This is a genomic window from Enhygromyxa salina, from assembly GCF_002994635.1.
GTDB lineage: Bacteria > Myxococcota_A > Polyangia > Nannocystales > Nannocystaceae > Plesiocystis > Plesiocystis salina_B.
Genome location: NZ_PVNL01000047.1, coordinates 66,247 through 79,606 on the forward strand (window position 1 = coordinate 66,247; position 13,360 = coordinate 79,606).

Consider the following 13,360-nt stretch of genomic DNA (forward strand, 5'->3'; position numbering starts at 1 on the left):
GATCACGTAAATGCAATACCAGATCTGGAACTCAGATGGGTGCTTCGGCCGGTTTGAGCAATTGTACGCTCTCGCGCCACAGCTCATCGCGTAGGTCATCACGAAGAGCGTCCGGCGAGGGTGGCCGGCGGTGGTCGCCGTCGAAGTAGGCGAAGCCCGTGCCGCTCCACTTGGGATCCGATATCAGATCCGCCACATGCCCGGCGGCCACCGGAGAGAGCCGCATGTTGTCCACGAAAGGCGTGAGCAGGCGACCGATGACGCGCAAGATCGGCCGCAGTATCGCCGGAATCTCGCGAGCCAGATCCGTGTCGACCATGAGGCCCGGATCGATCGCAAAGACGTCGACGTCGCCGCCCGACTCTCGCAGCTGCCGTTGCAGCGCGCGGGCCTGAAGCACGTTGGCGAGCTTGGAGTTCGAATACCGCTGCCGCCCGTCGAGCGTCCGGTGGGTCTCGGGCGCCTCCTCCGGGAGCGCGAGGGCACGGGTGCCGATCCAGTCGGGCATCGGGATGCCAAAACGACGAGCGAGCCGGTTGTCGGGATCGTGCACGCCGCTGCTCACGATGACGACACGAGCCCCCGCGGCGAGCCGATCCGCGAGCTCGAGCAGCAGGAGCTGGTGGGACAGGACGTTGACCGCGAAGGTCAGCTCGTAGCCGTCTTTGCTGCGCTGGTCCCTGAGCGTGTTGATGCCGGCGTTGGCTACAAAGCCGTGCAGGCGAAGCCCCTCGTCTGCCTTCAGCACCTCGACCGCACGCCGCACGTCGGCGAGGTCGGCGAGGTCGGCCACGAAGGGCCGGGCGTCTCGTCCGGTCTTGGCTCGGATCTCCTGACAGACCGCGTCCACCGCGTCCGGACGGCGGCCGCCGATGAGCAGGTCAAAACCGCGGCTTGCGAGGTTGAGCGCGGTCCTGCGGCCGAGGCCGCCGGTAGCACCAGTGATGAGTACATGGCCCTGATTGGTCATCTAGAATTCCTGTTCGAAGGTAGACACTGTGAACTTTACTGGGTAAGGTATACTGTGTCAACCTTCCTCGTGCCGTTTCCTGCTCGCATCGAACCGGAGGCCCTCGGGCCGCGTGCGCTCGCCGTGGCCGAGGCCAAGGGCTGGGCCACATGGTCGCTGCGTGACGTCGCCCGCGATCTCGGGGTCACCCCGAACGCGCTCTATCGGCATGTCGGAGACCGAGCCGGGCTCGTGGTGCTCATGGGCGAGGCTGCGATCCGGGAGCTGCAGGCGGCGCTGCGACTCGACCACCGTCAGGCCAACCGTTCACCGGACACCGACGTGCTCGACATGTGTCGTCGGTTTCTTCGGTTCGCGATGGAGCGCCCTCACGCCTTCGATGCCTTGAATCAGGCCAAGCCGGCGATCGAGCATCCGTCACACGACGCCTGGGTCGAGCTGTGGGTCGACGTGCGCGACATCGTCAAGGCGGAGACGCCCAACGCTGCCGACGCCGCCTCGTTCGCGCTGTGGGCCTTCCTTCTCGGTCGGGTCGAGCTCGCCCGCGGCGTGGCATCGCGCGCGAGCGTCGAGGCGGGGCTCGAGCACGCGGTGACGGCCCTACTCGCGGGCTTTCGAGCGATCTCGCCGGTCCCTTCGCCGCTCCCGCCACACGTGCGGCTCGACGACTGACTAGTAGCCCCGAGCGGGCGACCAACGACAGCTCACGACACCAGCGCGATCGGCCGAATCCGACTCACCCCCCGAGCGATCGGCCCCGTCACCAGCGCGCACACCAACACGGCGATCCCAGTCGGGATCAGCAGATCAGCAAACACGAACGCGACCGGCAGGTGGTCGATCATATAAATGTCCGCGTCCAGCTCCAGCCGCAGCATCGACAGCGCGAACAAGCTCAGCGCGCCGAGCCCCAGCCCGAGCACCGACCCCGCCAGCCCGATCCCCACGCCGACGCTCTCGAACACCCAAAACAGCTGGCGCGGCTTGGCCCCGAGCGCCGCGAGCACCCCGATATGCCGACGCTCGCGCCGAACCATGAGCAGCAGCGCGCCGAGCAGCGAGCCCGAAGCCACGAGCACGATCAAGCTCAGGACCAGGACCAGCAGCGCCTTGGTCTGGCGGATCGAATTCAAGGTCGCCGACCGCTCGCCCCAGCTCGACGCCCGGTACCACGGCAACAAGCGCTGGTCCGTGCGCGGGCGATTGAGCTCGACGGTGAGCTCCCTCGCGATCGGCAGCGCGGTGCCCAGCCGCGCGCGCTCGAACTCCATCTCGATCCCAGACGCCCGCGCCTGACCAAACACGACCGCCTGCGCGGCGGTGATGTGGACCAGGACGAAGCTGGCGTCGAACTCGGCGAACCCGGTGTCGAGCAGGCCGAGCACCTCGAACTCGCCAAAGCTGGGCTCGTCCATGCTCTCGCTCGGGTCCTCGTCCTGGCGAATGCTGGCCGGCACGACCAGGCGCACGCGCGAGCCGGGCCGCGCGCCGAGGCGTCGCGCGAGGCGGGTGCCGAGCACGATCCCCGGCAACGTGCGCGGACCGGCCGGGCGCAGCGAGTCGAAGTCACCGACGGCGAACAGCTCTCGGGTGGAGGAGAAGCCGGCGAGCCGCTGTGGATCGACGCCCTTGATGCTCACGATCACCGGAGACTGATCGCTGTCCGACTCGGCGCTGGCGCTCTCGGTCTCGCCCCCGGTCTCGCCCCCGGTCTCGCTGGAGTCGACCACGACGATCGCACCCACACCAAACACGAACGGCGAGGCCGCGCGAACCCGGGGGTCACGCTCGAGCTGCTCCGCGACAGCTTCGTACTCATAGAAGTCCAGGCCGTACTTGCTGACCATCGCGTGGCCGTTGAGCCGGGCGAGCGAGGACACCAGCAGGCCCTCGATCCCCGAGCCCACGCCCAACACCACAAACAGGCTCGCAACCCCGAGCGCGAGCCCGAGCACGGCGACCACCAACATCGCGCGCAGGTGTACGATCAACGCGGCCGACAACAGCGCGAAGCCGGCCAGCCAGAACCCGGCGACGATCCCCGGCCCCCGCCAGCCCACGCCCAGTCCGAGCCCGGTGAGCGCGAGGCCAGCGAGGCTAGCCCAGGCGAGTCGACGCGCCCACGTGGGCGCCGTGTCCTGACGCAGGATCAGCCGCGACGCCACCAACACGATGAACCCACCCCGGCCAGGCGCAGCACCAGCACCAGACATCGGCGGTCACTCGTAGCGCAGCCCTTCGACCGGGCGCAGCCGCGCGGCCCGCAGCGAGGGCGGGATCGTGGCGATGAAGCAGATCACCAGGCCCAGCCCCAAGATCCAGGCGATCTGAACCAGGCTGATCTCGACTGGCAGCTGCTCGATGAAGTAGACCTCGGGATCCAGGGTGTAGCCATACAGCTGGACCAGCCAGCACATCACGAGGCCAAACACGACCCCGGCGAGCGAGCCCGCCAGGCCGATCGTCATGCCCGTGACCTGGAAGATCCGCGCGACCTGAGGCCCGGTCGCGCCCATCGACATGATGATCGCGACCTCGGGGGTCCGCCGGATCACCATGGTCCACAGCGCGGACAGGACGTTGAAGCTGGCCACGAAGATCACCAGCGAGAGGATCACCGTGATGATGTTCTTCTGGGTCCGGATCGACGAGAACAGGTTCTCGTTGAGCTTTTGCCACTCGAGCACGGAGTACTCGGCCATCTCGGTGGTGTTGAGCGCGTCTCGGATCGCGGCGCCGACCTCTTCGGCCATGTCCTGATCCGAGAGGCGCAGGTCGACGCCCGAGACGATGTCCTTACCCCGGAACTTGAAGCGCTGCAGCTCCTTGATGTCGACGTAGACGAGCCGGCTGTCGTACTCCTGAAACCCAGCCTGAAACACGCCAGCGACTAGGTAATAGACGAATTTAGGCTCTTCGCTGTGGTCGAAGGTCGCGCCGGGATCGACCAGGCGGACGATGTCGCCCTCGCCCAGATCGAGCTCGCGGGCGAGCCCAACACCGATGAAGATGGTCGGCAGCGAGCTGGTGTCGATCCGATCCTGAACGGGGATGTCCAGGGTCGCGTCGGGCGGGTCCTCCCACACGTCATCATCGATGTGGGTGCGACCGATGCGAAACGGATCTTCGCCGTGCTCGGTCGTGTTCCACCGGGTGATCGCGTCGTCGTACCAGCCGGGACCGCGCGGATCGGGGGTCGCGGCGATCACCTGCGGCAGGTCCCCGTCGGCGCGGTCGGGCACTGGCATCAGCTCGTAGCTGCTGCGCAGATCCGTGAGCGGGATGACCCGGCCGCTGCCGCGCTCGAGGTGCGGGGGCAGATCGATGACCTGATCGGCCGTGCTCGGCTCGATGCCCTTGACCAACACGCTGGCGAGCTTGACGTCGCTGCCGGCCACGCCCGCGCCGCCCGGCGAGCCCTCGGTGACGGGTCCGCCCGTGTAGGGCGCCAGCGCCATCGCGTAATAGACGAACGGGCTCGCGCCCTCGACCCCGGGCAGGGTCCGCAGCCAGCCCTCGAACCGCCGATACTCGGAGATGCCGAACGCCCGGGTGACGTTGATGTGGGCGTAGACGCCCAGGACCCGGCGCTCGAACTCGTGCTGAAAGCCGGTCGCAACCGACTGCACGACCAACAAGGCCGCGACCCCGAGCACGACGCCGATGATCGAGGTGGTGCCGAACACCGAGAAGCGCTGGCCGATCAGCACGAGCAAGCCGGCGAAGCTGGCGACGGCCACGTAGAACACCAGTCCCACGCGCAGCGGCTTGAACAGCTCGAGCATCGCCGCGTCGTCGCGGTCCACTGTGTAGTTGAAGCCGACCAGCGCGATCAGCCCGAGCGCGGCCGTGATCCAGAACAGCGCCAGCCAAAAGGGTCCGCGCGTCCACACCGGGGTCGGCTCGAAGCCCGGATCCGGGGTCGAGTCCGAGCTCGAGGCCGAGGCCAGCGGGTCGAACCCGGCGCGCCGGATGATCCGCAGACCCACGAGCCGCTCGTAGCCGGTGAACCCGACCAGCACGAACCTGATGATCAGCAGCGCAAGCGAGATCGCGCCGGCCCAGCCGATGACGCTGACCCAGGTTGGCCCCTCGGTCACGGCCAGCGCGGGCGTACCCAGCGCGAGCAGATAGAGAGCCGGGAGCGCGGGATGCTCGCGCACCTCACCACGGCTCATCCAGGGTCCGCGAGCGCGCGCGCGAGACGGTCGTGACTTGCTGTTGGAATCCTGCACGAAACTCGCCGAGGCGTCTCGGGACGCTACTGCCAAGCCCCACGTCGAGCAAGCGTGGGTGTCACGCCCCCGGGCCGACCCCGGCCGCGGGCAGATCGGCCCACAATTTCATCGCCCCCAAACACACGCGCCGCGCTGGGATAAAAACCCGAGTTCGAGGGCGATGGGCGTCAACTGACGGCTACGTAACGCGATCGAGCGAGTTGGCGGGACTGCCGGCAACTCAAATCGACAGCGATCTCGAAGGCTTGGCGAACGTGCAATCCTTGACATCAAAACCGGGCGCGGGCTACGCTCTGGTCGATTCTCCCGGAGCACTGCATGCCGCGAAGGTTCCTTTGCTTGTCCGCTCTGGTGGCCACTCTAACCGTCTCTTTTGAGGCGCAAGCGGGCAAATACGATCTCGATCTGACGCCACTTGGCCAGGTGGACGCCAACAACGGTACCGTGACGCAGGATAACGCTGCGTTTCGGTCCCTATCGTCTGAAGTCGGGGTGCTCATGGCGCCGAGGCCGGTCGATCCCGCAGACTCCCTGGGTCTGTCGGGCTTCGCGGTGTCTGCCGACGTCACCATCAACACCCTCAGCGGGGACGCCGACTACTGGCGTGACACGACGCGGGGCAGCCCGAACAACGTCGCGCCATCGCTGCAGATCATGGGTCGCAAGGGCCTGTGGCCCGGCATCGAGATCGGCGCCGGAGCGACCCACTTGCTGGACAGCCGGATGTGGACCATCGCCGGCTACGGCAAGGTCGCGCTCCACGAGGGCTTCCACCACCTCCCGATCCCGTCGATCGCGCTGCGCGGCATGTTCTCGCGCCTGCTCGGCTCGAAGGACCTCGACATGACGACGATCTCCGTCGGCGCGTCGCTGTCCCACGTGTTCGGCGTCGGCAGCACCTTCAACATCACGCCCTACGCCGGCTACGATGCGCTGTTGGTGTTCTCGCGCACGGGGATCCTCGACTCGACCCCCGGCCACGACGAGTTCAGCGAGGGCTCGGTGCCGTGCGACAACGGCGATCCAGACTGCAGTCTGCAGTCGGAGTTCGTGTTTCGCCAGCAAGACGTGATCCTGCGCCATCGGCCCTACGTGGGGATGCGCTTCATCTTCAGCGTGCTGCGGATCGGGCTCGAGGCGATGTTCGTCCCCCCCGGCGGCTCGACTTCGGGCGCAGCGACCGGGGATGTCACGGACAGCTCGGGGTTCCAACAGCAGTACACCGTGTCCTTCGGCCTGGACTTCTGAGCCGGACTGCTAATTCGGATAGTTCAGACTTTCGGCAAGACCCCCGCGGAGACTGTCCTTGATCATCGCCTGTCCCGAGTGCACGAGCCCCTTTCAGGTCGTTGACGGCCAGATCGCGGCGCTCGTGCAGGTTGAGTGCCCGACCTGCAGCTTCCGCATGATCCTCGACTTCGAGGCGGCCAACGACGCCTCGCTGCGCGAGGCCGGCATGAAGCTGGCGCAGGGCTTCCGGACTGAGGTCGCGTATCGAGAGGCGGTCGGCCAGCAAGCCGGCGGCTTCGCGCCGCACGACGCCAGGCCCGAGTTGCGGGCGGTGCCCGAACCGACGGCGCAGCCAGTCGCCGCTCCCGAGCCACGCCCGGAGCCCGCGGTCGAGTCTCGCCCTGAGCCGGTCCGGGTTCCCACCTCCCGGCCCACGTCCGAGCCCGTCGCCGCGACCCCGCCCGCTGCAGAGCTCGAGTCGGCCAAGCCACCCGTGCGCCCGCGCCCGCGCCCGCGACCCACGCTGATCGCCCAGACCGCGCCGCCGCCGGTCCGCCAGCCCACCGACTTCACGCCGCCAGAGCAGCCCGAGCCCGCGGACTACGCAGCTCAGGCCGAGGCCCATATCTCGACCCATGTGGGCCCTGCGCCGCAAGCTGAGCCCGGCGCGCAGCTCGAGTCCTCCGACGATGGCTTCGACGACGGTTTTGCGGTCGACATGGATGATGTCCAGGACGTCGAGATGGACGTGCCCGACATGGTGCCCGAGCGCCCGCAGCCCGTCCACCGTCCGCCGCACACCCCAGCCCACGACTCGAGCACGGCGCCGACGCCAGCTGACGCGACCCCAACGGTCGCCCTCGAGGACTCGGCCCAGGATCTCCTGAAGGATCCGGCCCAGCAGGCGGGCAAAGATCCCGGCAAGCAAGCGGCCCAGGACGCGGCCAAGCCCAAGAAGAGCGTGCTCGGTGCCGTCCTCAAGGTCGTGCTGCTGTTGCTGCTGCTGCTGGTCGGCGGGCTCATGACCTGGTCGCTGATCGTCAATCAAGATCCCGACCCGCGGCGGCTCTTGCAAGAGCAGTTTGGCGTCGACCTTGGGGTCCCCGCAGCGCCGACCGCCGAGCAGCCGGGCGACGCCAGTGGCGACGACGACAAGGCCGACGCAGACGGCGGCAAAGACGACGACAACGGCTGACCCCGCGGTCGCGGCTGGATCTGCGGGGTTGGCTCTGCGGGGTGGGCGTCGGGGCTGCGCGTGGCCATGGCGGCCAACGTCAGCCATAGTCTTGCTGGCGGGCCAGCCACCTGTCCGCCGATCCGATAAACCATGGTCAGCCCGGTCCAGGCACCCGGGGACGCGTACGACGTCGCCCGTCGGCTCGCGGTGTTGCCCGAGCCCGAGATGCGGGCGGCGGCGCTGTGCGAGCTGCTGCTCGCGCGTGATCCCGAGGCGGCCGCGTGGCTGCTGGACGCGCTGGCGACCGCCGGTCGCGCTGGTGGCCCGCCCTATGACCTGAGCTTGCTGGCCGCGATCGATCTCGCGGGCTCCGAGCGGCTCCCCTACGCCGACCGTCGCGCGATCTTCGAGGCGGCCGAGCGCCAGGGCCTCGAGTCGTGCAAGGAGCTGTTGTTCTCGACTCACGCCGAGGAGCTCGACGAGGTCGCCGCGGCCCCGCGGCCGCTGGTGCCAGGGACCCGTCCGCTGACGCTCGGCGAGCGCAAGAGCTTGGCCCGCACGTGGAAGCGAGATGTCCTCGAGCGGCTGCTCGTCGATCCCCACGTGGACGTGGTCGAGCTGCTGCTGCGCAACCCGAGGTTGACCGAGGACGACGTGCTGCGGATCGCCACGGCCCGCCGCGCGAGCCCTGCCGTGCTTCGGATCGTGCTGCTCAACCGTCGCTGGAACTGCCGGGCCCGGGTCCGGCGAGCGCTGATCCGCAACCCCAACTTGCCCGAGGCCGCGTCGCTGCGCCTGGTGGGCCTGCTCAACCGCGTCGAGCTGCGCGAGCTAGGCCGCGACCACACGCTGCCCGAGCGGGTCGGTGAGGCGATCCGCCGACGCCTCGCGCGTCCGCAATAATTTGGGATGCCGACCAGGCGGGATGCCGACCAGGCAGGCCCAGGAGCCCTCAGCCCGCGGCCCTCAGCCCGCGGACTTCTTCTCTTTGGCGGTCGCCGGGGTCACGTCGATCTCGCCCGGCTTGGGGCGGTCGAGCGCGGCGTCGTCCGAGTCCGCGGCGTCGTCCTCGTTCATGGACTTCATCTCTTTTTTGAAGCCACGAAACATCTTCCCGACGCTAGAGCCGAGCTGGGGCAGCTTCGAGGGCCCAAACACGAGCACGACGACCAACACGATGACGGCGATCTCAGCAGGGCCAAGGGTGAAACCCAGGAGCATGGCGACAAGGTAGTCCTCTTCCGAGCGCTTTGCTAGCGTGGGGCCGATGGACCCGCTCACACCGCTGAACTCGCACGAACGGGTGCTCCGCTCGGGCTCGGTGCCCCGTCGTTGGCGTGTCGGCGCAGCGGAAACCGCGCTAGTCGGTCTGATGCTGGCCGTGCTGCCAGCGACCGCCGCGGTCGCGGGGCCGGGCGACGAGGGCAAGATCCAGATCGGACCGAGCTGGGATCCCGAGCAGGCCGTGTGGGCCAGCGCGGACGCCCGCATGCTGGTGCGCGGCGATCGGCCGACGAACGCGTCGATCCACGTGGCCTACGCGAGCCCAGACCGGCGCTGGGACAGCGATCTGCGTGACCAGCTCGCGGCGTTCGAAGCCACCGCGTTCCCCGAGGGCCAGGCGCCACGCCAGACCATCATCAACAAGCCGCCCGAGGCCTGGATGGAGCAGCTGACGCTCCCGGATCTGCCGGTCCGCTGGAACGAAGCCACGGTCGAGTACCTGCGCTACTTCAAGGATGACCCCCGAGGCCAGCGCTCGATCTCGATCTGGCTCAACCGCATGGGCCGCTACGAGGCCCGACTGCGGGCGATCCTGGCCGAGGTCGGGGTCCCCGAGGATCTCGTCTACGTGGCCATGATCGAGAGCGGCTTCGATCCCAGCGCGCGCTCGTCGGTCGGCGCCGCGGGCATGTGGCAATTCATGGAGGCCACCGCCAAGGTCTACGGGCTCGACACCGAGTACTGGATCGACGATCGGCTCGACTTCGAGCGCTCGGGCTACGCGGCCGCGACCTACCTGGCAGACCTCAAGACTCGGTTTGGCACCTGGGAGCTGGCGCTGGCCGCCTACAACGCGGGCTATGGGCTGGTGGTCCAGAGCATCCGCACCAACAACAACAATAATTTTTGGGCGCTGATCGAGATCGAGAACGCCCTGCCCCGCCAGACTTGTAACTACGTGCCCAAGATCATCGCCGCGGCGATCGTCGGGCACAACCGCGAGGCATTCGGCGTCACCGGTGCGGTCGCGCCCCCGCTAGAGCTGATCGACGTCAAGATCGCGCCCGGCACCCGGATCGAGGACCTCGCCGCGGCGCTCGAGCTCGACGAAGACCTGCTCGCCGAGGTCAACGCCGCGTACCTGCGCGGGCGGACCCCGCCCGATGGCGCGCCGGTCACCGTGCGGATCCCTCGGGCCAAGCACGCGGAGTTCGAGGCGCTCGGCGGCGCGCTCGAGCCTCCACCCGATCAGCGCTGGACAACCTACACGGTCAGGCTCGGCGATGATCTCGACAGCGTCGCCGCGCGCTATGGCCTCACCAACAAGCAGCTGCGCCAGATCAACGCGATCCACGACAGCGGCGAGATCATCGGCGGCGTCACCTTGGTGGTCCCGGCCGACGCCACCCCCGATCCCAACGCCAAGCCGCTGCCGCCGGTCGTCGCGGTCCCGCAGGTGGCGGTCCCGAGCGGCAGCAAGCTGGTGTTCTTTCGCGTGACCCGGGCCAGCTCGAGCACGGCGATCGCCACCAGCTTCGGGCTCGCGTGGCAGCAGATCGTCAGCTGGAACGACCTCGACCCCAACGCGCGCCTGGTCGACGGGCAGATGCTCCAGATCATCGTTGGCCAAGACTTCGACGCGGCCGCGAAGGGCGTGCTGGTCAGCGAGGTCGGCGAGGTCCGCCACGTGGTCCGCGGCACGGCGGCGCACCTCGACGCGGTGCTCGCCGACCGCGAGCTGGCGCGGCGCGGCTACAAGGTCGGCAAGGGCGACTCGCTCAAGAAGATCGCCAAGCAGTTCGACATCTCGCTTGGCTCGCTGGCGCGGATCAACGGGGTCGAGCGCAACCACCCAATCAGCGAGGGTGAGCTGGTGATCATCTACGTCGCGACCGACAAGACCCGCGGAACCGTGGAGGCGCCGACGCCCCGTCCGACCACGCTCACGGCCGAGCTCGAGATCGCCAGCAGCCTCGCGCCCGCGCCAGCCAAGAAGTCCGCGAACACCAACAAGACCCGCGAAGCCTCGACCGCCGAGCGGTCGCGGGCGCCAGGCAAGCGCTACGACGACAAGTAGCGCCCCACCCGACCAACACACGTGACCAACCAAGATTCAGAACTGAGCGTCGACCAGGCCACGGCCCTGCTGCTCGCGGATCTCGACCGTGACGGCGGGCCCAAGCCGCTCGCGCGCGAGCAGGTCGAGGTCGAGGCAGCGATCGGTCGGGTCCTGGCCGAGCCGTGCCACGCCCGCTGGCCGCTGCCGAGCGCGCCGCTGAGCATCATGGACGGCTACGCGGTCCGCACGCGGGATCTGCTGGCGGCCCGCGACCAGGGTGACGCACCCGTGGTGTTGTTGGTCGGCAGCGAGAGCGCGGCCGGCCATCCGGCGCGCGACGAGCTCGAGCCTGGCACCTGCGCGCGGATCTCGACCGGCGCGGTGGTTCCGGCGGGGGCCGACGCGGTCATCGCCCAAGAGGACACCCGTCGGATCGCGGTGCCGAGCGAGCCGGGAGCCGGAGCGCCCGGGACCCGCGTGGTGATCGAGCTGTCTGCCACGGCGCTGCGCGAGGTCGCGCCGGGCCGACATATCCGCCCGACCGGCAGCGACGTGGCCGACGGCGAGCTCCTGCTCGACGCCGGGACCGAGATCGCGGGCGGCGAAGCCTCGCTGCTGGCCGGGACCGGCAATTTTACCGTTGGCGTGTATTGCCGACCGCGGGTTGCGATCCTGAGTAGCGGGGACGAGCTGGTCCCAATCGGTCAGACACCCGGGCGCGGCCAGATCGTCTCGACCAACGCGATGCTGCTGGCGGCCCAGATCCGCGAAGCGGGCGGCGAGCCGATCGAGCTGGGCAGCGTCGCCGACACGCCCGTGGCCGTCCGCGCCGCGATCGAGCACGCCCGCGACCACGCGGATCTGCTGATCGCCAGCGGCGGGATCTCGGTCGGCGATCACGATCTGATGCTGCCCGTGCTCGAGCTGCTCGGGTTCGAGCGGCGGTTTCGCAAGCTGGCGCTGCGGCCCGGCCGGCCAACGACCTACGGGCAGCTCCCCCCAGGTGGAGGGCGCTGGCCCGGCACCGGGATGCTGGTCCTGGCGCTGCCCGGCAACCCGGCCAGCACCCTGGTCGCGTTCGAGCTGTTTGGACGCCCGCTGATCCGCGCGCTCAGTGGGCTGCCCCGCCACCGCTGGCTGCGGCCGCGCAGGGTGGTCGAGCTCAGCGGGCCGGCCGAGGGGGATCGTCGGCGTGAGCACTTCGTGCGCGCCAAACTCGACGCCGACGGTCGGGCGCTGCCGCTGGACAAGCAGCTGTCGGGGGCGCTGCGCTCGATCGCCGGGTTCGACGCGCTGGTCCGGGTCCCGGCCGGGCGCCTGCGGGTCGAGGCCGGCGAGCAGCTCGACGCGCTGATCTTGCGAGAGTGACAACCTGTATGAGCGAGCAAACAAACGATCCGCGACGGGTCAGCTGTGTGGTCACCGAGGCCGACGCCGACGAGCGCGCGGACGTGGTCCTGGGCCGGCGGATCCCGGCGCTCTCGCGTCGCCAGGCCCGCTCACTCGCCCGCGCTGGCAAGCTGCGGGTGGACGGCCAGCGCCAGCCGCCCGCGACCCGGGTGCGCGCGGGCCAGCGACTCGAGCTCGAGCTCGAGCTCGCCGAAGATCTCGCGGCGCCGGCCCTCGACCAGCTCGAGCTGCTGGCCTCGACCGAAGACTTCATCTATGTGCACAAGCCGGCCGGCGTCCACACGGTCGCCCTGACCCCGGCCCAGCCGGGCGTGCTCGCGACCGCCGTCGCGGCCGCGTTCCCCGACTGCGCCGAGGCATCCGAGGATCCTCGTGAAGCCGGCGCGGTCCATCGGCTCGACCGGCCGACATCGGGTGTCGTCGCGTTCGCCCGCTCGCGCGAGGCGTGGAGCCGCGCGCGGGCCGGGTTCAGCGAGGAGCGGGTCGCCAAGTGCTACCTCGCGGTCTGCTCGCCGACCGCCCAACCATTCCCGTGGCCGCCGCTGATGCCGGCGGGCGGTCTGCAGGGCTGGCTGGCGCTGGCCGGCGAGGCCGCTGGCAAATTTGACGATGCGCAGCTCGGCTCGGTCCTTGCTGACACCGAGCGCCTCACCGGGGCCGAGGGGGTGCGGATCCGGTCTGCAATCGGACCCGATGGTCAAAAGCGCAGCGCCGTGCGGCTCGAGGGCCGACGCGCGAGCACGGTCGTACTCCCGCTCGCGCAGCACGGTCCGCACTGGCTGGTCCGCCTGATGCTCGAGACCGGCCGCCGCCATCAAGCTCGGGTTCACCTGGCCTGGATCGGCCTGCCGATCCTCGGAGACCCGATCTATGGCACCGCAACCACGGCCCGCGCCGCGATCCACCTACACGCGTTCGAGCTGGACCTCAGCGGGATATGTCCGGGAGAGCGACCGGTGTACGCCCCGCCGCCGCTGGGCTTTTGGCCACCCCGAGCACCGTCGAGCTAGCTCGGCATCGCTGCCAACAGGGGCGGCCGAGCACAGGTTTAT

Annotated in this window: 11 protein-coding genes; 7 read left to right on the forward strand and 4 right to left on the reverse strand. The window is 69.3% G+C overall.

Going from position 1 to position 13,360, the window contains the following annotated elements; genetic code table 11:
* Positions 1-31: 31 nt before the first annotated feature.
* Positions 32-970 (reverse strand): SDR family NAD(P)-dependent oxidoreductase, encoded by a 939-nt coding sequence (locus ENSA7_RS12055; protein WP_106089405.1) that lies wholly within the window; start codon positions 968-970, stop codon positions 32-34.
* A gap of 54 nt (positions 971-1,024) precedes the next feature.
* On the opposite strand from ENSA7_RS12055, the gene ENSA7_RS12060 reads away from it, so the two are divergent.
* On the forward strand, positions 1,025-1,642 hold the full coding sequence (locus ENSA7_RS12060) for a TetR/AcrR family transcriptional regulator (protein WP_181233667.1): 618 nt from the start codon (positions 1,025-1,027) through the stop codon (positions 1,640-1,642).
* A 32-nt stretch (positions 1,643-1,674) separates the two neighbouring features.
* Here the strand turns inward: ENSA7_RS12060 and ENSA7_RS12065 are convergent, their stop codons facing one another.
* Positions 1,675-3,183, reverse strand: a complete 1,509-nt coding sequence (locus tag ENSA7_RS12065; protein WP_106089407.1) for an ABC transporter permease — start codon at positions 3,181-3,183, stop codon at positions 1,675-1,677.
* 6 nt (positions 3,184-3,189) lie between these two features.
* On the reverse strand, positions 3,190-5,148 hold the full coding sequence (locus ENSA7_RS12070) for an ABC transporter permease (protein WP_106089408.1): 1,959 nt from the start codon (positions 5,146-5,148) through the stop codon (positions 3,190-3,192).
* Positions 5,149-5,706: 558 nt separating this feature from the next.
* Between ENSA7_RS12070 and ENSA7_RS12075 the strand changes: the two genes are divergently transcribed.
* The 3 genes from ENSA7_RS12075 (at position 5,707) to ENSA7_RS12085 (ending at position 8,518) form a co-directional block, all read left to right on the forward strand.
* Positions 5,707-6,456 (forward strand): hypothetical protein, encoded by a 750-nt coding sequence (locus ENSA7_RS12075; RefSeq protein ID WP_146157608.1) that lies wholly within the window; start codon positions 5,707-5,709, stop codon positions 6,454-6,456.
* Positions 6,457-6,514: 58 nt separating this feature from the next.
* On the forward strand, positions 6,515-7,633 hold the full coding sequence (locus ENSA7_RS12080) for an MJ0042-type zinc finger domain-containing protein (protein ID WP_106089410.1): 1,119 nt from the start codon (positions 6,515-6,517) through the stop codon (positions 7,631-7,633).
* Positions 7,634-7,765: 132 nt separating this feature from the next.
* Complete coding sequence (locus ENSA7_RS12085) at positions 7,766-8,518, forward strand: hypothetical protein (RefSeq protein WP_106089411.1); 753 nt, start codon at positions 7,766-7,768, stop codon at positions 8,516-8,518.
* Positions 8,519-8,581: 63 nt separating this feature from the next.
* Here the strand turns inward: ENSA7_RS12085 and tatA are convergent, their stop codons facing one another.
* A complete protein-coding gene (gene tatA, locus ENSA7_RS45755) occupies positions 8,582-8,836 on the reverse strand; it encodes a twin-arginine translocase TatA/TatE family subunit (RefSeq protein ID WP_106089412.1) in 255 nt (84 codons plus the stop codon).
* Positions 8,837-8,996: 160 nt separating this feature from the next.
* Here tatA and ENSA7_RS12095 point away from each other — a divergent pair, with 160 nt between their 5' ends.
* Genes ENSA7_RS12095 through ENSA7_RS12105 form a run of 3 tightly spaced genes read left to right on the forward strand, consistent with a single transcriptional unit; the run spans position 8,997 to position 13,318 of the window.
* Positions 8,997-10,916 (forward strand): transglycosylase SLT domain-containing protein, encoded by a 1,920-nt coding sequence (locus ENSA7_RS12095; protein ID WP_181233668.1) that lies wholly within the window; start codon positions 8,997-8,999, stop codon positions 10,914-10,916.
* Positions 10,917-10,937: 21 nt separating this feature from the next.
* On the forward strand, positions 10,938-12,266 hold the full coding sequence (locus ENSA7_RS12100) for a molybdopterin molybdotransferase MoeA (RefSeq protein ID WP_106089414.1): 1,329 nt from the start codon (positions 10,938-10,940) through the stop codon (positions 12,264-12,266).
* Positions 12,267-12,274: 8 nt separating this feature from the next.
* A complete protein-coding gene (locus ENSA7_RS12105; protein ID WP_106089415.1) occupies positions 12,275-13,318 on the forward strand; it encodes an RluA family pseudouridine synthase in 1,044 nt (347 codons plus the stop codon).
* The last annotated feature ends 42 nt before the right edge of the window (positions 13,319-13,360 follow it).

Coding starts and splice junctions, on each gene's coding strand:
- ENSA7_RS12055 (WP_106089405.1), bottom strand. CDS start 970: ATGACCAATCAGGGCCATGTACTCATCACTGGTGCTACCGGCGGCCTC.
- ENSA7_RS12065 (WP_106089407.1), bottom strand. CDS start 3,183: ATGTCTGGTGCTGGTGCTGCGCCTGGCCGGGGTGGGTTCATCGTGTTG.
- ENSA7_RS12070 (WP_106089408.1), bottom strand. CDS start 5,148: ATGAGCCGTGGTGAGGTGCGCGAGCATCCCGCGCTCCCGGCTCTCTAT.
- ENSA7_RS12075 (WP_146157608.1), top strand. CDS start 5,707: ATGGCGCCGAGGCCGGTCGATCCCGCAGACTCCCTGGGTCTGTCGGGC.
- ENSA7_RS12085 (WP_106089411.1), top strand. CDS start 7,766: ATGGTCAGCCCGGTCCAGGCACCCGGGGACGCGTACGACGTCGCCCGT.
- tatA (WP_106089412.1), bottom strand. CDS start 8,836: ATGCTCCTGGGTTTCACCCTTGGCCCTGCTGAGATCGCCGTCATCGTG.
- ENSA7_RS12105 (WP_106089415.1), top strand. CDS start 12,275: ATGAGCGAGCAAACAAACGATCCGCGACGGGTCAGCTGTGTGGTCACC.